Consider the following 23610-nt stretch of genomic DNA (forward strand, 5'->3'; position numbering starts at 1 on the left):
GAATGGGCATAAAAAATCCGATACCAGAGGACTGGTATCGGATTTTCTAGAAAGCCCGGCTTGGACTCAAATGCTTAAGTGAACAGCATTACGCCAATGCGGGGCTTCTTTTTGCCCGTGATTTCATGCACAACACCAACCCCTGTGGGAGCGAGCCTGCTCGCGATAGCGGTATACCTTTCAGCGAGATGTTGGCTGACACACCGCAATCGCGAGCAGGCTCGCTCCCACAGGGTTCTGCTACTACCGGAGGATTGCTGCCACCCATGAAATTTTCTTCATGAAACAGCCCTGCGACCGAATGCCGCGCACTGCCTGATCTGCAGGGCAGCTGCACTTTTCATGAAAACTTCTTAACCGGCCAGGACATTTACTTAGCAGGCTATCCAAATCTATAACAAAGCCCTGCACACGCCTTGCTGCAGATGACAGAGATTGGAGTTTGCAAGATGACTGTGAAAGTAAATGAACGCGACGATGCCCACATGTCCCACGAAGCCATTGCCGCTGGTATCCGGATCTGGGATGTACATCAACAGGATCTGCTGGTGGGAATGTTCCACTCCGAGACGGAGGCCAACCGCTATAGAGACGAGCTGGAGTGCCAGGAACGGCAGCGCTCGGGTGAAACGGTAGAATCCTGAAGAAGAAACACTTGTGGGAGCGGGCTTGCTCGCGAAAGCGGATGATCAGTCAACATTGAGTCGGCTAACACACCGTTTTCGCGAGCAAGCTCGCTCCCACAGGATTTGCGTTTACCTTACCGTCCTGCCTACCACATCAAATCATCAGGAATCTGATACGCCGCGTACGGATCGTCGGCATCCACTTCTTCGGTCTGGGTGTTGAGCTGGACGATGCGCTTGGGGTCGCGTTCCTGGATCTTCAGCGCGGCCTCGCGCGGGATCACTTCGTAGCCGCCGGCATGGTGGACGATCGCCAGGGAGCCGCTGCTCAGCTTATTGCGCATCAAGGTGTTCACCGAGATGCGCTTGACCTTCTTGTCGTCGACGAAGTTGTAGTAATCCTCGGTAGTCAGCTTCGGCAGGCGCGACACTTCGATCAATTGCTTGATCTGCGCGGCACGGGCTTTCTGCTCGGCCTTCTCCTGCTGCTGACGGTTGAGTTCCTGGTCGCGTCGGGCCTTCTCGGCCATGGCCTCCTGGGCGGCGCGCTGCTGGGAGTCATCCAGCTCGATCTGGCCTTTGTGGGCCAGGCGCTGCTGCTTCTGCTTGTCCTTGCCGACCTGCTTGACCTGCTTTTGGTTGACCAGCCCTGCTTTGAGCAACTGGTCGCGAAGGGAAAGGCTCATGGTGCTTACTCACTTAGGCAACGGCCTCAGCCGCAGCTGGGCAAATTCTTTTCCTGACGTTTGGCTTCGCCCCACAAGGCGTCCAACTCTTCAAGGGTGCAATCTTCCATGGGACGGTGGGTGTCGCGCAATGCCTGTTCGATAAATCGGAAACGTCGCTCGAACTTGGCGTTGGCGGCGCGCAGCGCGCCTTCCGGATCGACCTTGAGGTGCCGGGCCAGGTTGACGACTGAAAACAACAGGTCACCGATCTCGTCGGTGACTGCCGCCTGATCGTTTTCCGACATGGCTTCGAGCACTTCGTCCAATTCTTCCCGGACCTTGTCGAGTACCGGCAAGGCGTCCGGCCAGTCGAAACCGACCTGCCCGGCGCGCTTCTGCAATTTGGCCGAACGGGACAGCGCCGGCAACGCGCCGGGCACATCGTCCAGCAGCGAGAGTTGCAGCGGCGCGGTGGACTTCTCGGCACGCTCCTGGGCCTTGATTTCCTCCCAGCGCTGCTTGACCTGCTCTTCGCTCAGGCGTGGCACATCCAGCGGCGCGTATAGGTCACCGGTGGGAAATACGTGGGGATGGCGACGGATCAGTTTGCGGGTGATGCTGTCGACCACACCGGCAAATTCGAAGCGGTTTTCTTCCCGGGCAAGTTGGCTGTAATACACCACCTGGAACAGCAGGTCGCCCAACTCACCCTGCACATGATCGAAGTCACCGCGCTCGATCGCATCGGCCACTTCGTAGGCTTCCTCCAGGGTATGGGGGACGATCGTCTCCCAGGTCTGCTTGATGTCCCACGGGCAACCGTACTGCGGGTCCCGCAGGCGGTTCATGAGGTGGAGCAGGTCTTCGAGGCTATACATTAAATCGTCTCATCACACAAAACCCTGTGGGAGCGGGCTTGCTCGCGAAAGCGGCGTATCAGACAACATTGATGTCGACTGACACATCGTCTTCGCGAGCAAGCCCGCTCCCACAATTAGTTATGGGATCACCCCGGCGTCCGGTTACGTCGGGTCTCGATGATGTTCGGCAACTGGGAAATCCGCCCCAGCAACCGCCCCAGCGCATCCAGCCCCGGAATCTCGATGGTCAGGGACATCAGCGCTGTGTTGTCTTCCTTGTTCGAGCGGGTGTTGACCGCCAGCACGTTGATGCGCTCGTTCAGCAGTACCTGGGACACGTCACGCAGCAGCCCGGAACGGTCGTAGGCGCGGATGACGATGTCCACCGGATAGGTGAGTACCGGCACCGGCCCCCAACTGACCTGGATGATCCGCTCGGGTTCGCGACCGGCCAATTGCAGCACCGAGGCGCAGTCCTGGCGGTGAATGCTCACGCCACGCCCCTGGGTGATGTAGCCGACGATCGCATCGCCCGGCAACGGCTGGCAGCAGCCGGCCATCTGGGTCATCAGGTTGCCCACGCCCTGGATCTGGATATCGCCGCGCTTGCCCGGCTTGTAGCCGCTGGCCTTGCGCGGGATCAGCTCCAGTTGTTCGTTGCCCCGCTCCGGCTCCACCAGTTGCTGGGCCAGGTTGACCAGTTGCGCCAGGCGCAGGTCGCCGGCCCCGAGGGCGGCGAACATGTCCTCGGCGGTCTTCATGTTGGCCTTTTCGGCCAGCTTGTCGAAATCCACCTGTGGCAGGCCCAGGCGACTAAGCTCGCGCTCGATCAGGGTCTTGCCGGCGGCGACGTTCTGGTCGCGAGCCTGCAACTTGAACCAGTGGACGATTTTCGCCCGCGCCCGGGAGGTGGTGATGTAACCCAGGTTCGGGTTCAACCAGTCGCGGCTCGGCGTGCCATGCTTGCTGGTGATGATCTCGACCTGCTCACCGGTCTGCAGGCTGTAGTTGAGCGGCACGATCCGCCCGTTGATCTTGGCGCCCCGGCAGTTGTGGCCGATCTCGGTGTGGACCCGATAGGCGAAGTCCAGCGGCGTCGCGCCCTTGGGCAGGTCGATGGCGTGTCCGTCAGGGGTGAAGATGTAGACCCGGTCCGGCTCGATATCCACCCGCAGCTGTTCCGCCAGGCCACCGATGTCACCCAGTTCCTCGTGCCATTCGAGCACCTGGCGCAGCCAGGAGATTTTCTCTTCGTAGTGGTTGGACCCGGACTTGACGTCGGTGCCCTTGTATTTCCAGTGGGCACAGACGCCCAGCTCGGCCTCCTCGTGCATGGCGTGGGTGCGGATCTGCACTTCCAGCACCTTGCCTTCCGGGCCGATCACGGCGGTGTGCAGCGAGCGATAGCCGTTTTCCTTGGGGTTGGCGATGTAGTCGTCGAACTCCTTCGGAATGTGCCGCCACAAGGTATGGACGATCCCCAGCGCGGTGTAGCAGTCGCGCATTTCCGGGACCAGTACGCGAACGGCGCGCACGTCATAGATCTGGCTGAACTCCAGGCCCTTGCGCTGCATTTTGCGCCAGATCGAATAGATGTGCTTGGCCCGGCCGCTGATGTCGGCCTCCACGCCCGTGGCCTGCAGTTCTTCGCGCAATTGGGTCATCACGTCGGTGATGAAGCGCTCGCGGTCCAGGCGCCGCTCATGCAGCAGCTTGGCGATCTGCTTGTACTGGTCCGGCTCCAGGTAGCGGAAGGACAGGTCCTCCAGCTCCCATTTGATGTGACCGATGCCCAGACGGTGGGCCAGGGGGGCATAGATGTCGAAAACTTCCCGGGCGACACGATTGCGTTTTTCGTCGTCGGCGGCTTTCACCGCGCGAATTGCGCAAGTCCGCTCGGCCAGCTTGATCAGCGCGACGCGCACGTCATCGACCATGGCCACGAGCATCTTGCGCAGGTTTTCTACCTGGCCCTGGGTACCCAGGACCATGGAGTGACGCGGGCTGAGGCTGGCACTGATGGCCGCCATGCGCAGCACGCCGTCGATCAGCTTGGCGACCACCGCGCCGAAGCGCTGGCTGACCACCGACAACTGGATCTGGCCTTCGCGCACGCCGCGGTACAGCACCGCGGCTACCAGCGAATCCTGATCGAGCTTGAGGTCGGCAAGGATCTCGGCGATCTCCAGGCCCGTCTGAAAACTCGACGTGCCTTCGGACCAGAGGTTCTTCGCCGCGTTGTGCTGCTGCTCCGCCTCACGAGCGAACTCGCAGGCTTCCTTCAAGGCTTCGCGATCCAGTGCCATGTCGATACTGACCGCGTGATCGAGCCAAGCCTCGAGATTGATACTGCCGTCGGTGTTGATCGGCTGGTGTGCTCTCACCTGTACCATCTTTACTTACCTTCCCTACGACGCAGATTCAATGCGTCAACATCGCTGACCTTCGTTGCCCGTGTTTCCGCCCAGGGCTGTGGCGGGTTGGCACGAACGGGTCAGTCGGACAAGCCATCCTGGCTCGCTTCAAATAACGCCATGGCCTCGACATGCGCCGTCTGAGGAAACATATCGAGAATCCCGGCACGTTTTAACCGGTAGCCCTGCTTGATCAATTCGACCGTGTCCCGGGCCAAAGTTGCCGGGTTGCACGATACATAAACCAACCGTTTGGCGCCCAGGGACGCCAGCTTGCGCACCACCTCGAAAGCACCGTCACGGGGTGGGTCCAAGAGTACCGCAGAAAAGCCTTCGCCGATCCATTCGGCACCCGCCAGTGGCTGGGATAAATCGGCCTGAAAAAAGGCAGTGTTATGCAAATTGTTGCTGAGGGCATTGGCCGCCGCGCGATCCACCATGGCCTGTACGCCCTCCACGGCCACTACCTCGCGCACGCACCGGGCCAACGGCAAGGCAAAGTTGCCCAGGCCGCAGAACAGATCCAGCACCCGCTCCTCGGCTCGCGGCGCCAGCCACTGTAGCGCCTGGGCGATCATCGCCTCGTTGATCCCGGCGTTCACCTGAATGAAATCCCCCGGCCGATAAGCCAGGTCCAGCTCCCAGGTGTCCAGGCGATAGCCCAGGGTCAACCCAGCGTCGACCGGTTGCGGCTCACCTTCGCCGTGCAGCCACAGTTGGGCGCCATGGAATGCGCAGAAATCCTTGAGGATCGTCAGGTCGGCTTCCGACAGCGGCGCCATGTGCCGCAGCAATACCGCCAGGGACGAGCCGGCGAACAATTCCACATGCCCCAGCGCCTGGGGTTTGCTCAAGCGGCGGAGCATGTCCGGCAAGCGGCTCATGATCGGCTGCAAAGGCTGTACCAGCACAGGGCAATCGCCGATGGCGACAATCTCCTGGCTGCCGACGGCACGGAAACCAACCTCGAGCTTCCTGGCTTTCTGATCCCAGCGCACCGCCACGCGGGCCCGGCGCCGGTAAGCGAACTCCGGCCCGCTCAGCGGCGCGGCCCATTCCTCCGGCACCACAGCGGCAACCCGCGACAATTGCTCGGCGAGCATGCGCTGTTTCAGGGCGAGCTGTTCGTCGTGGGGCAGATGCTGAACGCTGCAACCACCACATCGACCGGCATGGATGCAGGGCGCGGCACGGCGCAGTTCGCTGGCCTGGAATACTCGTTCGGTGCGTGCCTCGACCACCTTGCCATGGGCACCCAGCACCCGCGCCTCGACCTCTTCGCCAGCCAGGGCACCGATGACGAACCAGGTACGCCCGTCGACAAACGCGATGCCCCGACCATCGTTGGCCAGGCGCTCGATGACCAGGCGCTGTTTTTTGCCGGTCGGCACCTGTGGCGCCCGGCTTCCGCCGCTGGGCTGGAAGCGCAAGCCTCTTTCATGCTTGGCCATCAGTTGGGCGCGTCGAAAATGCCGGTGGACAGGTAGCGATCGCCGCGGTCGCAGATGATCGCGACGATCACTGCGTTTTCAACTTCCTTCGACAAGCGCAGCATGCCCGCCACGGCACCGCCGGACGATACGCCGCAGAATATGCCTTCCTCGCGGGCCAGGCGCCGGGTCACGTCCTCGGCTTCGCTCTGGGCCATGTCGATGATGCGGTCCACACGGTCGGCCTGGTAGATCTTCGGCAGATATTCCTCGGGCCAGCGGCGGATGCCGGGGATCGACGCGCCTTCCATCGGCTGCAGGCCGACGATCTGCACATTCGGGTTCTTTTCCTTCAGGTAGCGCGAAGTGCCCATGATGGTACCGGTGGTGCCCATCGAGCTGACGAAATGGGTGATGGTGCCGTCGGTCTGGCGCCAGATCTCGGGACCGGTGGTGGTGTAGTGGGCCTCGGGGTTGTCGCCGTTGGCGAATTGGTCGAGCACCTTGCCACGCCCCTCGGCCTGCATTCGCTCGGCCAGGTCACGGGCGCCTTCCATGCCCTCATCCTTGGTGACGAGGATCAACTCGGCGCCGTAAGCGGTCATCGCCGCCTTGCGCTCGGCACTGGAGTTGTCAGGCATGATCAGGATCATCTTGTAGCCCTTGATCGCCGCCGCCATCGCCAGGGCAATCCCGGTGTTGCCGGAGGTCGCCTCGATCAGGGTATCGCCGGGCTGGATCTGCCCGCGCAACTCGCCACGGGTAATCATCGACAGCGCCGGCCGGTCCTTGACCGAACCCGCCGGGTTGTTCCCTTCGAGCTTGAGCAAAAGCGTATTGCTGGTCACGCCAGGCAGGCGCTGCAAACGGACCAGCGGAGTGTTGCCGACGCAATCGGCGATGGTGGGGTATTGCACAGTCATGGCGTATTCGCAATCCGGGCTGCGGGGGCGCCTATCATACCGGCAAACCCTGCTCGGCCATATCACGCAAAGTGTGGAGGTTATGGCTTAAAGGAATAAGGTCTGCCAATGCCCTCTGTGGCGGTGGGCTTGGCATCGGCCATCAGCCACAGATTCAACCGCAACCCTCGCTCACCATTCTCCGCCCACATCCGCCCGCCCTGGCGCTGCACCGCGTTGCGCGCGATGCTCAGGCCCAGGCCAAAGCCGCCATCGCCGGGACGGGAGCCATCGAGGCGGGTGAAAGGATCGAAGATACGCCGCAGGTCCTGCTCCGCCACCCCGCCGCCTTCGTCCTCCAGCCACAGATGCCAGAAGGCGCCTTCGCGTCGGCCGTCCAGGCGCACGATGCCATCGGACGGGGAATGGCGGATGGCATTACGCAGGATATTTTCCAGGGCCTGGGCCAGGGTATTGAGGTTGCCCTGCACCCAACAGCCGGCCGCTACGGCGCAATGCAGTTGGCTGGCGGGCCAGGCACTTTCGTAGCAGGCATTTTCCGTGAGCATTTCCCACAACGCCTGGATCTGGATGGCTTCCCCAGGCAGCGGCGCACGGTCGGCGTCGAGCCAGGCCAGTTGCAAGGTGTCCTCCACCAACCGCTGCATGCCCTCGACTTCCCGGGTGACCCGCTCACGCAAGGAATCGAGCGCTTGCTCGCTTTCGCTGGCGACCTGCAAGCGACTCAGGGGTGTGCGCAATTCGTGGGACAGGTCGCGCAGCAGTTGCTGTTGCAGGATGACGGTCGACTGCAGCCGTTCGGCCATGTGATCGAACGCACGCCCCAGCTCACCCAACTCGTCGCTCCGGTCGGTGGTGCGACTGGGCAGGCGCACGTTCAACTGATCGACGCGCCAGGCATTGGCCTGCTCGCGCAGTTGATTGAGCGGCACCACCAGCAAGCGATACAGGCCGACGCACAGCAACAAGGTGAACAGACCGGGAATCACGCCATTGGTAATCACCCGCCAGAACACCCGATATCGTCCCGGCAGGAAACGCTCAGGCAATTCGATTACCAGGCTGCCAGCGGACGGATCCTCGGGAAACGGTACCCGCAGCCACGGCCGGCCTTTGCGGTGGATGGGCCAGTCGAGCCCTCGCAGGAACGTCAGGCGTTCGATTTCCTTATCCGTCAGCGGATGCTCGCTCAGGGACTGCAAGTCCGCACCGATGACGCCGACCCAACTGGCTTCCCGCTGTTGCATGCTTTGTAACCACCGATCGACACCTGCCTGGCTGCCGCCTAGCCAAGCCTGCTCGGCCTCGGCGGCATAACGCGTGAGGGTGCCTCGGGCCTCGTCCGAGAGGAACTGGTTGCGCTGCTCCATGTAGCGTCCCCAGGACCAGCTCAGCCAGATCATCAACAGACAGAACGCCACCAGCAGGCACGCCAGTTTCCAGAACAGTGAATGCCGTGGGGGCAGATCAGACCATTTCATCGACGGCACTCAAGACATACCCCTTGCCCCATACCGTGCGCACTTCCCGCGCGGTGTAACCGATGGCCTTGAGCTTGCGACGGATCTGGCTGACGTGCATGTCCAGGCTGCGGTCGTGGGGCGCATAGCCACGTTGCAGGACGTGCTGATAAAGGAAGGCCTTGCTCAGCACTTCGTCGCCGCTGCGGTGCAGGACTTCCAGCAGGCGGTACTCGCTGCGGGTCAGCCCGGCCAGCTGCCCGGCAACTTGCACGTCACAGCGTTCTTCATCGAAATCCAGCCCCTGGGCCTGATGCACCGGCAACACCGGCGCCGGACGCCGATCCAGGGCCACCCGGCGCAGGATGGCTTCGATACGCACGTGCAGCTCAGCCATGCTGAAGGGCTTGGGCAGGTAATCGTCGGCACCGAGGCGAAAACCACTGATGCGGTCGGCTTCGGCCCCCAGGGCAGACATCAGTACGACCGGGGTCGAATGGCTCTGGCGCAAACGGGTCAGCACCGCGAGCCCATCCAGGCCCGGCAGCAGGATGTCCATGAGCACTACGTCGAAAGCCTGGCGATTGGCAACGTCCAGGCCTTCTTGGCCGTTCTGGCACCAGGTCACGTCGAACCCGCTGCGGCCCAGGTGCTCGTGGACATAGGCGCCCAGTACGGGATCGTCTTCGATGGAAAGAATGCGCGGACGACCGACGGGAATGGGATTCATGACTATCTGCAAATATTTCTCAGTTGCCAAATTATTCAAGATCGCCTCCCATGAGGCAACTGCCGTGCATCGCTACACCGATACACCCGGCAGTACGGATGCACGGCGACATGAATTTTACGAAGATCGCCCGCCTGCAAATCGCTACACTGCGCAGGTATTGCGTGCCGGATGCGCGCGAAGTCGATCGGACCGCTGGATGCAGGAGACAAGTGTGCTGAAGAAACTGGGAATCAAAGGCCGCGTGCTGTTGCTGACCTTGTTGCCGACCAGCCTGATGGCGCTGGTCCTGGGCGGCTATTTCACCTGGATGCAGCAAGCGGACCTGCATGCCCAGTTGCTGCAGCGTGGCGAGATGATCGCCGAACAGCTTGCCCCGCTGGTCGCCCCGGCCATGAGTCGCCAGGACAGCGATTTGCTGGAGCGCATCGCCACCCAATCCCTCGAACAGACGGACGTGCGCGCCGTGACCTTCCTCGCCCCCGACCGCACGCCCCTGGCCCACGCCGGCCCGACCATGCTCAACCGTGCACCGGAGGGCAACAGTGCCCAACTGCTGCAACGTACCGGCAACGATGCCACGCGTTACCTGCTGCCAGTATTCGGCAAGCATCGCAACCTCGCCGGCGAACTGATTCCCGAAGAAGCCGACCGCCTGCTGGGCTGGGTCGAGCTGGAGTTGTCCCACAGCGGCATGTTGCTGCGCGGTTACCGCAGCCTGTTTGCCAGCCTGTTGCTGATTACCGCCGGCCTGGGCCTGACCGGCTTGCTGGCCCTACGCATGGGCCGCACGATCAACCGACCGCTGAGCCAGATCAAGCTGGCCGTGGCGCAGCTCAAGGATGGTCACCTGGAAACCCGCCTGCCCCCGCTGGGCAGCCAGGAGCTGGATGAGCTGGCGTCAGGCATCAACCGCATGGCCGGCACCTTGCAGAACGCCCAGGAAGAATTGCAGCACAGCATCGACCAGGCCACCGAAGACGTGCGCCAGAACCTGGAAACCATCGAGATCCAGAACATCGAGCTGGACCTGGCCCGCAAGGAGGCCCTGGAGGCCAGCCGGATCAAGTCCGAATTCCTGGCGAACATGAGCCATGAAATCCGTACGCCCCTCAATGGCATCCTCGGCTTCACGCACCTGCTGCAGAAGAGCGAACTGACCCCGCGCCAGCTCGATTATCTGGGCACCATCGAAAAGTCCGCCGACAGCCTGCTGGGCATCATCAACGAGATCCTCGATTTTTCGAAGATCGAGGCCGGCAAGCTGGTGCTCGACAGCATCCCGTTCAACCTGCGGGACCTGTTGCAGGACACCCTGACCATCCTCGCCCCAGCCGCCCATGCCAAACAGTTGGAGCTGGTGAGCCTGGTCTACCGCGACACACCGTTGTCGCTGGTGGGCGATCCGCTGCGACTCAAGCAGATCCTTACCAATCTGGTGAGCAACGCCATCAAGTTCACCCGCGAGGGCACCATCGTCGCCCGGGCCATGCTCGAAGACGAACACGAAGACAGCGTGCAATTGCGCATCAGCATCCAGGACACCGGGATCGGCCTGTCGAACCAGGACGTGCGGGCACTCTTCCAGGCATTCAGCCAGGCCGACAATTCGCTGTCGCGGCAACCGGGCGGCACCGGCTTGGGCCTGGTGATTTCCAAACGTCTGGTGGAACAGATGGGCGGCGAGATCGGGGTCGACAGCACACCCGGCGAAGGCTCGGAATTCTGGATCAGCCTGCGCCTGCCCAAAACCCGTGACGACGCCGAGGACCTGCCCGGCCCACCGTTGCTGGGTCGTCATGTGGCCCTGTTGGAAAACCACGACCTGGCCCGCCAGGCCTTGCAGCATCAGCTCGAAGACTGTGGCTTGCAGGTGACGCCGTTCAATACCCTGGAAAACCTGACCAATGGCGTGACCATCGCCCACCAGACCGACCAGGCCATCGACCTGGCCGTGCTGGGCATCACCAGCAACGACATGCCGCCGGAACGCCTCAACCAGCACATCTGGGACCTGGAGCACCTTGGCTGCAAAGTTCTGGTGCTGTGCCCGACCACCGAGCAGACCCTGTACCACCTCTCAGTGCCCAACCCCCACAGCCAGTTGCAGGCCAAGCCGGCCTGTACCCGCAAGTTGCGCCGCTCGCTGTCCGACCTGGTCAACCCGCGCCCGCCGCGCAACGAACCCAACGAACCGGTGGCCAGCCGCGCGCCCAAGGTCCTGTGCGTGGACGACAACCCGGCCAACCTGCTGCTGGTGCAAACCCTGCTCGAAGACATGGGCGCCAAAGTGCTGGCAGTGGAAAGCGGCTATGCCGCGGTCCAGGCCGTGCAGAAGGAAACCTTCGACCTGGTCCTGATGGACGTGCAGATGCCCGGCATGGACGGTCGCCAGAGTACCGAGGCCATCCGCCAATGGGAAAGCGAGCGGCACTGCACGCCGCTGCCGATTGTCGCCCTCACCGCCCATGCCATGGCCAACGAAAAACGCGCCCTGCTGCAAAGCGGCATGGACGACTACCTGACCAAACCCATCAGCGAGCGGCAACTGGCCCAGGTGGTGCTCAAATGGACCGGCCTGGCCCTGCGCAATCAATCCCCGGAGCGAGGCTTCGACGCCCAGGGCGGCAGTGAGCTGCTGGTGCTCGATCCCGAAGAAGGTCTGCGCCTGGCCGCCGGCAAGGCCGACCTGGCGGCAGACATGCTGGCGATGCTGCTGGCCTCCCTGGAAGCCGACCGCGAAGCGATTCGCCAGGCCAGCGAGGCCAACGACCACAATGCCCTGGTCGAGCGGGTTCATCGCCTGCACGGCGCCACACGCTACTGCGGCGTTCCGCAATTGCGCGCCGCCTGCCAGCGCAGCGAAACCCTGCTCAAGCAACAGGATCCCAAGGCCGCGGCCGCCCTGGAAGACCTGGATCGCGCCATCGATCGCCTGGCCAGCGAGGCACGCATCAGCGCCTGATCCAGGACAACAGGCACACGGGTGATGGCAGCTAGACTGACACCCTTCAAAGTGCCAGGAGGCCGCCATGCGCGTGATTCTTTTCAGCAGCCAGACCTACGATCGAGACAGCTTCACCAAGGCCCCGCGGCCCGCCGACGTTGAACTGCAATTCCAGCCGGCCCGCTTGAACCTGGACACCGTGGCCCTGGCCGAGCGGCACGAGGTGGTGTGCGCATTCATCAACGATGACCTGAGCGCCCCAGTGTTGGAACGGTTGGCAAACGGTGGAACCCGGTTGATCGCCCTACGCTCGGCCGGCTACAACCATGTCGACCTGCCCGCCGCCAGGCGCCTGGGATTGAGTATCGTCCGGGTGCCGGCCTACTCGCCCCATGCAGTGGCCGAACATGCGGTGGCGCTGATCATGGCGCTCAATCGCTGCCTGCACCGTGCCTACAACCGCACCCGCGACGGCAACTTCAGCCTCCATGGTCTGACCGGATTCGACCTGGTGGGCAAGACGGTCGGGGTGGTCGGTACTGGACAGATCGGCGCGACATTCGCGCGGATCATGGCCGGCTTCGGCTGCCACTTGCTGGCTTACGACCCCTATCCCAACCCTCAGGTCGAAACCCTGGGAGCCCGTTACTTGCCCCTGGCCGATCTGCTGGCGCAAGCACAGATCATCAGCCTGCACTGCCCGCTGAACGAGCAAAGCCGGCACCTGATCAACGCCGACTCGCTGGCGACCATGCAACCCGGCGCCATGCTGATCAACACCGGGCGCGGCGGCCTGGTGGATACACCGGCCCTGATCGAAGCGCTGAAAAGCGGTCAGTTGGGCTATCTGGGGTTGGACGTCTATGAGGAAGAGGCCCAGCTGTTTTTCAAGGATCGCTCCGACCAGCCCTTGCAGGACGACGTGCTGGCACGGCTGCTGACCTTCCCCAACGTGGTGGTCACCGCGCACCAGGCGTTCCTGACCCATGAAGCGCTGGACGCAATCGCCACGACCACCCTGGACAACATCGCGGCCTGGGCGAACGGCACGCCGCAAAACCTGGTGAACGACTAAGCCAACCCAGCACGCCCCCCTGTGGGAGCGAGCCTGCTCGCGATAGCGCCAGATCAGCCGGCATCGATGTCAACTGACAGACCGCTATCGCGAGCAGGCTCGCTCCCACAAAGGGAAAGAGGACTTCGTCGCATCCGGACCACCCCCCACCATACCCCGTGCTAGCATGTCGCGCCTATTTTGGAGGACCCATGGCCGAGCACGATTTCCGCTACACCCTGATGAACCCGCAGCACACCTTGACCGAAGTCCGCGCATTGGCGCCGGGCCGCTATCAGGTCACCGGCAACGGCGGTTCGATCCAGGCCAATGACGTACTGCTGGTCACGCTGAAGGGCAGCAAGGATTTGTCCATGCGCCTGACCGTGGACACGGTTCGCCACCTGCTCAAGCCCATGGGTCAATGGACCGCCATGACCACCGGCCCGGTGTTCGGCGAATTGGCGATCCATACTTGGAAGGTCAATTGCGACAGTTGCGCCAAGGTGCTGAGCTTCGAATTTGCCGTTGATGCCAAGCTCGGCATCAAGGGGCAGAAGCCGGCCGCCAGCGCACGCATCGCCGAGCTGGGCTGGTCCACCGTGGGTGAAAAGCACCTGTGCCCGACATGCAGGGACGCCGCCTGATGAAACGTCTGGTCCTGTCCGCGCTGATCGGCATGAGCCTGCTGGGTTGTGCCGCCGAACCTGTACAGTTGCAACAGAACCGCAGCTACATCCTGGAGTGGATCGGTGAACGACCATTGATGGATTACAGCCACTTGACCATCACCCTTGGTGAGGACGGCCGCGCCTACGGCAATGCCGGCTGCAATCACTGGTTCGCCCCCTATACCCTGGAAGGCCACCGCTTGAGCTTCGGCAAGATCGGCAGCACCCGCAAACTCTGCGGGCCGGCCGTGATGGAGCAGGAGTCGCGGTTCTTGCAGGCGCTGGAAAAGGTCCAGCGCTGGGACATCTCGCCCATCGAGCAGATACGTTTCTGGCCGGCCCAGGGCAAGCCGCTGCGGTGGTGGCTGGAGGAAGGCTGAGCTTCCAAGCGGAAATCTTGAGCCTGGCCAGGGCCTGTGGCGAGGGGATTTATCCCCTCGCCACACCACCCCTCACAACCTCTCCATCACAAATTGCTATTTAAGCGCCCGCAACGCCTCAAGCTTCGCCATCACCCCCGCCGCCGTCTGCTCACCCAGCAATTGCTCACGCACCTTGCCCTCGTTGTCGATGATGTAAGTCACCGGCAACCCCTCACTGCGTGGCAGGTCGAAGATCTCGGCCGGGTCCTGGGCCAGCACGGTGAACCGGATACCCATCTTGTCGCTGGCGCTCTTGAGCTCCTCGCCTTGCACCTGATCGAAATTGACCCCGAACACACCGACGTTGCGTCCCTTGAGCCGTTCGGCCAAGGCATTGAACTCCGGGATCTCGGTGCGGCACGGGGCGCACCATTCGGCCCAGTAGTTGATGACCAGCCATTGTTTGTCCAGCCGTTGCGAGGCGATCGCCTGGCCGTTCTGGTCGACACCGTAGTCGTTTCCGCAACCGGCGAGCAACAGGATCCCCATGAATGCCAGTGCCGCCGTCAATCGCCTTGCCATGTGCCAATCCTTAGTCTGAATGTGAACGCTGCCACGACCCATCGTGGCACAGTAGAATAGCCGCCACCTTACGCAAGATGCGACCCGCTCATGACCGATCTGACGCTTTATCACAATTCGCGCTGCTCAAAATCCCGCGGTGCGCTGGAACTGTTGGAGGCCCGGGGCCTGGTGCCCACCGTGGTCCGTTACCTGGAAACCCCGCTCGATGCAGCGCAGCTTGAACGGCTGCTGGGCAAACTCGGAATCACGGCCCGGCAACTGCTGCGCACCGGCGAGGACGAATACACCAGCCTGAACCTGGCCGACGAAAGCCTGAGCCAGGCGCAATTGATCGCCGCCATTGCCGCCCACCCGAAACTGATGGAACGGCCGATTCTCGAAACCGCCGACAAAGCCGTGATCGGTCGTCCACCGGAGAAGATCCTGGAGATCCTACCGTGAGCACACCGTACATCCTGGTGTTGTATTACAGCCGCAGTGGCTCCACCAACGAAATGGCCCGGCAAATCGCCCGTGGCATCGAACAGGCCGGGCTGGAAGCCAGGTTGCGCACGGTGCCGGCAATTTCCACCGAATGCGAAGCGGTGGCCCCGGACATTCCCGAGCAAGGTCCGCTGTACGCCACCCTCGATGACCTGAAGCACTGTGCCGGCCTGGCCCTGGGCAGCCCGACCCGTTTCGGCAACATGGCCGCGCCGCTCAAATACTTTCTCGACGGCACCAGCAACCTGTGGCTGACCGGTGCCCTGGTGGGCAAGCCGGCTGGGGTGTTCACCTCCACCGCGAGCCTGCACGGCGGCCAGGAAACCACCCTGTTGTCGATGATGCTGCCGCTGTTGCACCACGGCATGCTGATCACCGGCTTGCCCTACAGCGAGTCGGCGCTGATCGACACCGAGGGCGGCGGTACGCCCTACGGGCCGAGCCACCACGCCGGGAGTGACGGTAAAAGCGGCTTGAACGAGCATGAAGTCGCCCTGTGCCGGGCGTTGGGTTCACGCCTGGCGAAAACCGCACAATTACTGGAGAGCGGCCGTGGCTAAAAAGCCGAAGATCCTCCCCTCCATCCAGTGGCTGGAGCCGCGCGTGCGCATTGCCCGCATTCTCAGCCTGTTGTGCTTTTTCGGCCTGGTGGGGGTGCTCAGCGTCTATTACCTGCTGATCGCCGACCTGCACGGCGCGCGTCCCTGGGTAATCCTGCTGATCGAATTGGTACCACTGTTGATATTGGCACCCAGCATGCTCACCGGCAGTGCTCGCGGCCATTCATGGATGTGCTTCGTGGTGAACCTGTATTTCATCAAAGGCGCATTGGCGGCCTATGACCCGAACCGGCAACTGTTCGGCGTACTGGAAATGCTCGCGAGCGTGGCGGTGTTCTGCTCGGCGTTGCTGTATGTGCGCTGGCGGTTTCAGTTGAACCGGCGTCTTGCGGGGGAAGGCGAAATTTCTGTCGCCTGATAGATCGTTTTCGCGAGCAAGCCCGCTCCCACAGGGGATTTTCGGCGTTCACAAATTCAGTGTGGGAGCGAGCCTGCTCGCAATAGGTGCGACGCGGTTTCAATGATTCACTGTGTAGGCCAGCATCCTCGAAATCTGGCTCATCGGCCGGCCGCCACTTTCTTCATGCCACTGGTTGAAGGCATTCTGCACCGTCGCCAGGTCCCGCAGACTGGTGGGGACTTTGTCGATGATGTCCTGGGCGTTGAGCGCCGCCACAACGTCGTTGCTGGTCACGAAGGTGTCCTTGCCCATCATCCGTAAAAAATACGGAGCCGACAGGCCGCCCAGTTGATGGCCATGTTTTCTCAGGTAGGTCCACAGGCCAACGATGTCGTTCACCGGCCAGTCGGCGATCAGCGCGCCGAAGCTGCCTTTTTCATGGGCCGCGTCCAGTACCAGTTGCGCGTTGCGGGGCACGCTCTTGAGCTTGCCCAGGTGTCGGATGATCCGCGCATCCTGCATCAACCGCTCCAGGTGCTCGGCACTCATCAAGACGACTTTTTCCGGATCGAACTTGAAGAACACTTCTTCGAACGCCGGCCACTTGGCATCTACCAGGCTGTGCTTGAGCCCGGCGCGAAAGATCCGCAGCGACATGGTCGAGAGGTAGCGGTCGTCGCCGATCTTGCGCAGTTGCGCCGGGGTCTTGGGAACAGGCAGATGGGCTTCCAGTTCAGCCGCCGAACCGAAGCGGTTCAGACAGTACTCATGCAGCCACTTATAATCGCGCATTCCCGCTCCTGGGGGTCCGGTCAGAGGTTCACGACATTGACGAAGCGCGAAGCAGCGCTTTCGTCGATACGCAGGTTGGTGAAATCGAACAGGTTGCGATCCGCCAGTTGCGACGGAACGACGTTCTGCAAACCGCGGAAGATACTCTCGGTGCGGCCTGGCGTCTTGCGCTCCCACTCCTGGAGCATCTCCTTGACCACCTGGCGCTGCAGGTTCTCCTGGGAACCGCACAGGTTGCAGGGGATGATCGGGAATTGCTTGAGATCCGAATAGGCCTGGATGTCCTTCTCGCTGCAATAGGCCAGCGGACGAATCACCACGTTGCGCCCATCATCGGCGCGTAGCTTGGGCGGCATGGCCTTGAGCGAACCGTTGAAGAACATGTTCAGGAAGAACGTCTCGACGATGTCGTCGCGGTGGTGCCCCAGGGCCATCTTGGTCGCGCCGATCTCGTCGGCGAAGGTGTAGAGCGTGCCGCGACGCAGGCGTGAACACAGTGAACAGGTGGTCTTGCCTTCGGGAATCAGCTCCTTGACCACCGAATAGGTGTCTTTCTCGACGATGTGGTACTCCACGCCCAGCGACTCGAGGTACGCCGGCAGCACATCCTCGGGGAATCCCGGCTGTTTCTGGTCCATGTTCACCGCGACGATGTCGAACTTGATCGGCGCCACCTTCTGCAGATGCATCAGCACATCGAGCATGGTGTAGCTGTCCTTGCCACCGGACAGGCAGACCATGACCTTGTCGCCGTCTTCAATCATGTTGAAATCGGCAACCGCCTCACCGGCCAGGCGGCGCAGGCGCTTTTGCAGTTTGTTCTGGTTGACCGTAAGAGTGCCCATGACGCGAAATCCGTGAGGTGTGACGAAGGGCCGGCATTTTACGCAAAAACAGGCCGGCGGCGAAGGGGCTGGCACACCACTGCTGTGGCGAGGGGATTTATCCCCTCGCCACAGGGTTATCCACCGGTTTCAAGACTGTGGACACAGACCTATCGGCGATTAACCCGCCAACCTACAGCGCGATTTGCTCTAAGTCCCCCATCCCCCTGGGGATAACTCCTTTCTATACTGCGTCATAAGGTCGCACACATATTCAGACCTTTACTTACTTGGCCATTTGGCCCGTAGGCGCTCCGTTGGGGGGCGATGGCAATAACAAAGGAGTGACTGACTATGATCCATCATGTCGTGGGGCTCTTTACCCACCCTGATCAAGAATGGAAAGACATCCGTGGCGATCAGGAGGAAAGCATCAGCCACATGTACCTCACGCACACGCTGATCCTGGCGGCGATTCCCGCTGTGTCGGCGTTTATCGGCACGACGCAGGTAGGTTGGGTCATCGGCAACCGTGCTCCCGTAATGCTCACCCAGGAAAGCGCGCTGTGGATGACCATCATGTCCTACCTGGCCATGCTGGGCGGGGTCGCGGTGATGGGCGCGTTTATCCACTGGATGGCCCGCACCTACGATGCCAACCCGAGCCTGGCCCGTTGCGTGGCGTTCGCTACCTACACTGCCACGCCCCTGTTCATCGGCGGCCTGGCGGCGCTCTATCCACACATGTGGCTGGGAATGATCGTGGGTACGGCGGCGATCTGCTACACGGTTTACCTGCTTTACGTGGGCTTGCCGACCTTCATGAACATTCCCCAGGACGAAGGCTTCCTGTTTTCCAGTTCGGTACTCGCCGTCGGCCTGGTGGTGCTGGTTGCCATCATGGCGTTCACAGTGATTGTCTGGGGGTTGGGCGTCGGCCCGGTCTATACCAACTGAAAAACCAAGGCTCTCCTATAAAAACAGGATCTGCCGACACAGGCCGCCGCAAGGCGGCCTTCCTGTGTCCGACTGAGGAAACGACCGCTGGGCACCTGAGCGATTCGCAATGGCCGATGCTTGCGGCATACTCGGGTTTCTGGAGACCCGTAAAGCATGCTCGAGCAACTCAATACCCGCGTCGAAGAGTGTTACCAACAAGCCGAATCCTTTTTCAAACGTCCTTTCAAACGCCCGGTGGTCAGCTTCAAATTGCGCGGCCAGAAAGCCGGTGTGGCGCATTTGCATGAAAACCTGCTGCGCTTCAATCCGCAGCTATACCGGGAAAATGCCGAAGACTTCCTCAAGCAGACCGTCGCCCACGAAGTCGCGCACCTGATTGCCCACCAGTTGTTTGGCGAACGCATCCAGCCCCATGGCGAAGAGTGGCAACTGATCATGCGCGGCGTGTACGAACTGCCGCCCAACCGTTGCCACACCTACGAAATCAAACGCCGCAGCGTTACCCGCTACATCTACAGATGCCCCTGCGAAGGCAGCGATTTCCCGTTCTCGGCCCAACGCCATAGCCTGGTGCGCCAGGGGCGGCGCTACCTGTGCCGCAGTTGTCGCGGGACGTTGGTGTTCAGTGGGGAGACGCGGGTCGAATAGCAGCTTCGGGGTGCCGGGGCTTGCCCCTTCGCGAGCAAGCCCGCTCCCACACTGGATACTCGACGGCAAAGAATCCGTGTTGGGAACAGATCCTCCTGTGGGAGCGGGCTTGCTCGCGAAGGGGCTCTAAAGAACGCTACAAAACCACCCCGCTCCTGCGCAATTCGGCAATCCGCTGCGCACTGAACCCCAACTCCCCCAATACCTGATCCGTATGCGCCCCCAGCCCCACGCCAATATGGCGAGGTTCGGGCAACCCTTCGGAGAACTTCAACGGACAAGCCATCTGCGTCTGACTCGAACCATCGACGCGGGGCACCTGAGTGACCACTTTCCTGGCCTGCAACTGCGGGTGCCCGAGCGCTTCCTCCAGGCTCAACACCGGTTCGACGCAGGCATCGATTTCGGCAAACAACCGGCAAAGTTCGGCGAAGTCATGTTTCTCGAATTCGGCTTGCAGCGCCTGCTTGAGCATCTGTTGTCGCTCGGGCTCGGGTGACAGGCCGTGAGCGGCCAGGTCCGGCCGGCCCAGAGCCTCACACAACGCTTGCATGAAAACCGGCTCCAGGCTGCCCACCGACATCCAGCGACCATCCCGGGTGCGGTAATAGTCATAGAAACTGCCGCCATTGAGCAGGTGCTTTTCCCAGCCGGGCTCGACCCCGCTGGCCAGGTAACCGGCGCCTGCCAGTGCATTAAGGCTGAATACGCAATCGGCCATGCTCACATCCAGGTATTGGCCCTGCCCGCTCTGCTGGCGAGCAATTACCGCCGCCAACAATCCGATCACACCGTGCAGCGACCCGCCGGCGATATCCGCTGCCTGGATGCCCAGCGGCAACGGACCGCTGTCAGCACGGCCGGTATGGCTGGCCAACCCTGTCAGGGCCAGATAGTTGATGTCGTGTCCGGCGCGGTCCCTGTAGGGGCCGGTCTGGCCGTAGCCGGTAATCGACACGTAGATGAGCCGGGGATTAATCGCCTTCAACGCCTCATAGCCCAGCCCCAATCGCTCCATCACCCCGGGACGGAACTGTTCCAACAGAATGTCGTACTCCCCCAGCAGCCGCTTGATCACCTCCAGCGCTTGCGGTTGCTTGAGGTCCAGGGCCAGGCTGCGCTTGTTGCGATTGAGGTAGGCATGGCTGGCGGAAACACCCCGGTCATGGGGCGGCAGGACGCGTAGCAGATCCGGACGGGTCGGGGATTCTATGCGCAGCACCTCGGCCCCCATGTCGGCCAGCAGCAGCGAGGCGAACGGACCGGGTAGCAGGGTCGAGAAATCCAGAACCTTGAGCGATGCCAATGGACCTTGCATGGAGGGTCTCCGCGAGATGATGAGCAAAGACTAGGCAGACGCTGGCAGCACGGCAATTACCGCAGGTGTGGTTTGGGATGACCGATGCGCTCAGGCGTTCATCCGTGGCGAGCTGGCATGAAAAAACCCGCCGAAGCGGGTTTTTTCCATAGGCAGCCTGAAGATTACTTCACAGCACCTGGAGCAGAGGTTTCAGCCGCTGCGATCTGCGCCGCCGCGATCTGCTCGTCGTCTTCACGGACATCGGAGATGCCGCGACCGCCGGAAGCCAGTTCGGTCTGCAACTGGTCTTCATTCAGTTCCTTGACCCACTTGGCAACCACGATGGTGGCGACAGCGTTGCCCACCAGGTTGGTCAGGGCCCGGGCTTCGGACATGAAGCGGTCGATACCCAGGATCAGTGCCAGACCGGCCACCGGCAGGGTGCCCACGGCCGACAGGGTGGCCGCCAGTACGATGAAGCCGCTACCGGTCACGCCGGCAGCACCTTTGGACGACAGCAGCAGCACCAGCAGCAGGGTGATCTGGTGAGTGATGTCCATCGGGGTGTCAGTGGCCTGGGCGATGAACACCGCGGCCATGGTCAGGTAAATCGAAGTACCGTCGAGGTTGAACGAGTAGCCTGTTGGAATGACCAGGCCCACGACCGACTTCTTGGCACCCAGGCGTTCCATCTTGATCAGCATGCGTGGCAGGGCCGATTCCGACGAGGAAGTACCCAGTACGATCAGCAGTTCTTCACGGATGTAGCGCACCAGCTTGATGACGCTGAAGCCGTGGGCGCGGCAGATGGCGCCCAGCACCACCAGCACGAACACGATGCAGGTGATGTAGAAGCAGATCATCAGTTGACCCAGTTGCACCAGCGAACCGACACCGTAGGCGCCGATGGTGAAGGCCATGGCACCGAAGGCACCGATGGGGGCCAGCTTCATGATCATGTTGATGATGATGAACATCACGTGAGCGAAGCGATCGATGAAGTCCAGCACCGGCTTGCCGTAGGCACCCAGGCGATGCAGGGCGAAGCCGAAGAGCACCGAGAACATCAGCACTTGCAGGATATCGCCGTTGGCGAATGCGCCGACGATGGTGGTCGGGATCACGTTGAGGATGAAGGCGATGATGCTCTGGTCTTTACCGGCCGAGATGAAACCGGCGATCTTGCTGGTGTCCAGGGTCGACACGTCGATGTGCATGCCGTTACCCGGTTGAACGACGTTGACCACGACCAGGCCGATCAGCAGGGCGATGGTGGAGACGATTTCGAAGTACAGCAGCGCGTAGCCACCGGTCTTGCCGACCGACTTCATGTTCTGCATGCCGCCGATACCGCTGACCACGGTGCAGAAGATGATGGGGGCAATGACCATTTTGATCAGTTTGATGAACCCGTCACCGAACGGCTTGAGAGCCACACCGGTCTGCGGATAGAAGTGGCCGAGCAAAATACCGATGGCAATGGCAACGATCACCTGGAAATACAGGGATTTGTACAAGGGCTGACGAGTCGTCATGGCAAACCTTCCTCAAGCGTCCCGTGTGACAACATCCACCTGTCGTCCACGACACCTCAACTTTGCGAACCCTCCTGCACTGGAGGGATTTGTTTTGTCGGCTGCACAGGGGCAGACCTACGTAGTGCATCGCAAAGCCCGTGCCATTTTCCAGAAAAGCCCTACAGCCGCTATAGCAGACAGGTTCTGTGATTAATCACCGATTAAACGACAGCGTATAAGATGGCGGATTTCCGCCAACAGATGGATTCCAGTTCCGGGATTTGGCGGATATCCGCCTTGTCGCGATGGATCGTCCTGCTACCATCGCTCGCTTATTAAACGGATTGATGCCATGCGCCAACGCACGATCGCCAGTCACTTCGCCCGCGCAGCCCTGGGCGGCGCACGTCGCCAGGGATTCGACTATCTTCCCCTGTTGCAACAGCTGGGCATCAGCCCTGAGCTGTTGGACGAGCCGCGCGCGCGCATCGCGCCGGAGCAGTTTGCCCACCTGTTGCAATCGCTGTGGCTGGCGCTGGGTGATGAATACCTTGGATTTGGCAGAGCCCCGAGCAAACCCGGGACGTTCGCCATGATGTGCCATACGCTGATCCATTGCCGGACCCTGGGCAAGGCGCTCCAGCGTGGCCTGTTGTTCTATCGCCTGTTCCCCGGTGCTCCGGACCTGACACTGGTGGCCGAAGGTGAACGGGTGCACCTGGTGCTGGACGATCCGGCCCTGTGGGACCCGGATCATTTCCTCGCCGAGAGCCTGCTGGTGGTATGGCATCGCCTCGCCAGTTGGCTGATCGGTCAGCGAATCACCCTGGAGCAGGCAAACTTCAGCTATGCCAGGCCCGCCCATGGCGCCGAGTACGATTTGCTGTTCCCCTGTCCGCTGGCGTTCGAGGCGCAACACAGCGGCCTGTTGTTCCACAGCCGCTACCTGGACATGCCGTTGCTTCAGGACGAACGAACGCTCAAGCGGTTTCTCGAGCACTCCCCCGCCGATCTGCTCTCGCGCCCGGACGATGGCCACAGCCTGAGCAGCCAACTGCGTCGGTTGCTCGGCCGCGATACCGCACACTGGCCGGACCTGGAGGCAGCCGCCGATCATCTGCACCTCAGTCCCCAGACCCTGCGCCGTCATCTGCGGGAGGAAGGCACCAGCTTCCAGGAACTCAAGGATCACCTGCGGCGGGATATCGCCATCTACCACCTGGGACGCGCGGAACTGTCGTTGCAGCAGATTGCCGAGCAGTTGGGATTCTCGGAGCCGTCGGCGTTTCACCGGGCGTTCAAGAAGTGGACGGGACTGACGCCGGGGGCTTACCGGGAGCAGGAGCACTGAGGCGCGGTGTTTTGTGATGTACGGGCCGCCGCCATCGCGAGCAGG

The 23610-nt window shown here is 61.8% G+C and carries 23 protein-coding genes; 11 read left to right on the top strand and 12 right to left on the bottom strand.

The features are described from left to right. Nucleotides 1–449 precede the first annotated feature (449 nt). Nucleotides 450–644, top strand: coding sequence for a hypothetical protein (locus FBY02_RS22050; RefSeq protein WP_144930252.1), 195 nt, complete (start codon nucleotides 450–452; stop codon nucleotides 642–644). A gap of 128 nt (nucleotides 645–772) precedes the next feature. Here FBY02_RS22050 and FBY02_RS22055 read toward each other — a convergent pair whose 3' ends face one another. The 7 genes from FBY02_RS22055 to FBY02_RS22085 all read right to left on the bottom strand — a co-directional run bounded on the left by FBY02_RS22055 (nucleotide 773) and on the right by FBY02_RS22085 (nucleotide 9111). After that, on the bottom strand, nucleotides 773–1312 hold the full coding sequence (locus FBY02_RS22055) for a DUF2058 domain-containing protein (protein WP_024779739.1): 540 nt from the start codon (nucleotides 1310–1312) through the stop codon (nucleotides 773–775). 26 nt (nucleotides 1313–1338) lie between these two features. Further along, entirely contained in the window at nucleotides 1339–2172 is an 834-nt protein-coding gene (gene mazG, locus FBY02_RS22060) for a nucleoside triphosphate pyrophosphohydrolase (protein WP_144930253.1), read from the bottom strand. A gap of 128 nt (nucleotides 2173–2300) precedes the next feature. Then, nucleotides 2301–4547, bottom strand: coding sequence for a GTP diphosphokinase (gene relA, locus FBY02_RS22065; protein WP_144930254.1), 2247 nt, complete (start codon nucleotides 4545–4547; stop codon nucleotides 2301–2303). 101 nt (nucleotides 4548–4648) lie between these two features. Beyond that, nucleotides 4649–6019, bottom strand: coding sequence for a 23S rRNA (uracil(1939)-C(5))-methyltransferase RlmD (rlmD, locus tag FBY02_RS22070; RefSeq protein ID WP_144930255.1), 1371 nt, complete (start codon nucleotides 6017–6019; stop codon nucleotides 4649–4651). Continuing rightward, nucleotides 6019–6921, bottom strand: coding sequence for a cysteine synthase CysM (gene cysM / locus FBY02_RS22075; protein ID WP_144930256.1), 903 nt, complete (start codon nucleotides 6919–6921; stop codon nucleotides 6019–6021). The genes rlmD and cysM overlap by 1 nt, the downstream gene beginning before the upstream one ends. An 80-nt stretch (nucleotides 6922–7001) precedes the next feature. Next, nucleotides 7002–8402, bottom strand: a complete 1401-nt coding sequence (locus tag FBY02_RS22080) for a sensor histidine kinase (RefSeq protein WP_144930257.1) — start codon at nucleotides 8400–8402, stop codon at nucleotides 7002–7004. Continuing rightward, nucleotides 8389–9111, bottom strand: a complete 723-nt coding sequence (locus FBY02_RS22085) for a response regulator transcription factor (RefSeq protein WP_144930258.1) — start codon at nucleotides 9109–9111, stop codon at nucleotides 8389–8391. Before FBY02_RS22085 ends, FBY02_RS22080 begins: the two co-directional genes overlap by 14 nt. 214 nt (nucleotides 9112–9325) lie before the next feature. Here FBY02_RS22085 and FBY02_RS22090 point away from each other — a divergent pair, with 214 nt between their 5' ends. The 4 genes from FBY02_RS22090 (at nucleotide 9326) to FBY02_RS22105 (ending at nucleotide 14163) form a co-directional block, all read left to right on the top strand. Next, complete coding sequence (locus FBY02_RS22090; RefSeq protein WP_144930259.1) at nucleotides 9326–12076, top strand: response regulator; 2751 nt, start codon at nucleotides 9326–9328, stop codon at nucleotides 12074–12076. Nucleotides 12077–12143: 67 nt separating this feature from the next. Then, entirely contained in the window at nucleotides 12144–13133 is a 990-nt protein-coding gene (locus FBY02_RS22095; protein ID WP_144930260.1) for a 2-hydroxyacid dehydrogenase, read from the top strand. Nucleotides 13134–13324: 191 nt separating this feature from the next. Next, entirely contained in the window at nucleotides 13325–13759 is a 435-nt protein-coding gene (locus FBY02_RS22100) for a hypothetical protein (protein WP_144930261.1), read from the top strand. After that, on the top strand, nucleotides 13759–14163 hold the full coding sequence (locus FBY02_RS22105; protein WP_144930262.1) for an META domain-containing protein: 405 nt from the start codon (nucleotides 13759–13761) through the stop codon (nucleotides 14161–14163). The genes FBY02_RS22100 and FBY02_RS22105 overlap by 1 nt, the downstream gene beginning before the upstream one ends. 96 nt (nucleotides 14164–14259) lie before the next feature. Here FBY02_RS22105 and FBY02_RS22110 read toward each other — a convergent pair whose 3' ends face one another. Next, nucleotides 14260–14727: a TlpA disulfide reductase family protein gene (locus tag FBY02_RS22110; protein ID WP_144930263.1), complete on the bottom strand. Its 468-nt coding sequence runs from the start codon at nucleotides 14725–14727 to the stop codon at nucleotides 14260–14262. Between the two features lie 90 nt (nucleotides 14728–14817). Here FBY02_RS22110 and arsC point away from each other — a divergent pair, with 90 nt between their 5' ends. Genes arsC through FBY02_RS22125 form a run of 3 tightly spaced genes read left to right on the top strand, consistent with a single transcriptional unit; the run spans nucleotide 14818 to nucleotide 16191 of the window. After that, nucleotides 14818–15171: an arsenate reductase (glutaredoxin) gene (gene arsC, locus FBY02_RS22115; RefSeq protein WP_144930264.1), complete on the top strand. Its 354-nt coding sequence runs from the start codon at nucleotides 14818–14820 to the stop codon at nucleotides 15169–15171. Beyond that, nucleotides 15168–15773: an NAD(P)H:quinone oxidoreductase gene (gene wrbA / locus FBY02_RS22120; protein ID WP_144930265.1), complete on the top strand. Its 606-nt coding sequence runs from the start codon at nucleotides 15168–15170 to the stop codon at nucleotides 15771–15773. The genes arsC and wrbA overlap by 4 nt, the downstream gene beginning before the upstream one ends. Then, a complete protein-coding gene (locus FBY02_RS22125; protein ID WP_144930266.1) occupies nucleotides 15766–16191 on the top strand; it encodes a DUF2069 domain-containing protein in 426 nt (141 codons plus the stop codon). Before wrbA ends, FBY02_RS22125 begins: the two co-directional genes overlap by 8 nt. Nucleotides 16192–16290: 99 nt before the next feature. On the opposite strand, the gene FBY02_RS22130 is transcribed toward FBY02_RS22125, so the two are convergent. Next, nucleotides 16291–16965: a DNA-3-methyladenine glycosylase I gene (locus tag FBY02_RS22130; RefSeq protein WP_144930267.1), complete on the bottom strand. Its 675-nt coding sequence runs from the start codon at nucleotides 16963–16965 to the stop codon at nucleotides 16291–16293. 20 nt (nucleotides 16966–16985) lie between these two features. Continuing rightward, complete coding sequence (ttcA, locus tag FBY02_RS22135) at nucleotides 16986–17810, bottom strand: tRNA 2-thiocytidine(32) synthetase TtcA (RefSeq protein ID WP_041020228.1); 825 nt, start codon at nucleotides 17808–17810, stop codon at nucleotides 16986–16988. Between the two features lie 333 nt (nucleotides 17811–18143). Here ttcA and FBY02_RS22140 point away from each other — a divergent pair, with 333 nt between their 5' ends. Together FBY02_RS22140 and FBY02_RS22145 are read left to right on the top strand one after the other, a co-directional pair. Beyond that, nucleotides 18144–18746: a Yip1 family protein gene (locus FBY02_RS22140; protein ID WP_024779754.1), complete on the top strand. Its 603-nt coding sequence runs from the start codon at nucleotides 18144–18146 to the stop codon at nucleotides 18744–18746. A gap of 156 nt (nucleotides 18747–18902) precedes the next feature. Then, entirely contained in the window at nucleotides 18903–19397 is a 495-nt protein-coding gene (locus FBY02_RS22145; protein WP_144930268.1) for a SprT family zinc-dependent metalloprotease, read from the top strand. A 136-nt stretch (nucleotides 19398–19533) separates the two neighbouring features. Here FBY02_RS22145 and FBY02_RS22150 read toward each other — a convergent pair whose 3' ends face one another. Both FBY02_RS22150 and FBY02_RS22155 read right to left on the bottom strand, forming a co-directional pair. Then, nucleotides 19534–20715 (bottom strand): CaiB/BaiF CoA-transferase family protein, encoded by a 1182-nt coding sequence (locus FBY02_RS22150; protein ID WP_144930269.1) that lies wholly within the window; start codon nucleotides 20713–20715, stop codon nucleotides 19534–19536. Between the two features lie 164 nt (nucleotides 20716–20879). Next, a complete protein-coding gene (locus FBY02_RS22155) occupies nucleotides 20880–22232 on the bottom strand; it encodes a dicarboxylate/amino acid:cation symporter (protein WP_144930270.1) in 1353 nt (450 codons plus the stop codon). Between the two features lie 334 nt (nucleotides 22233–22566). Here FBY02_RS22155 and FBY02_RS22160 point away from each other — a divergent pair, with 334 nt between their 5' ends. After that, nucleotides 22567–23565 (top strand): AraC family transcriptional regulator, encoded by a 999-nt coding sequence (locus tag FBY02_RS22160; RefSeq protein WP_144930271.1) that lies wholly within the window; start codon nucleotides 22567–22569, stop codon nucleotides 23563–23565. Nucleotides 23566–23610 lie beyond the last annotated feature (45 nt).

The organism is Pseudomonas sp. SJZ078, from assembly GCF_007828255.1.
GTDB lineage: Bacteria > Pseudomonadota > Gammaproteobacteria > Pseudomonadales > Pseudomonadaceae > Aquipseudomonas.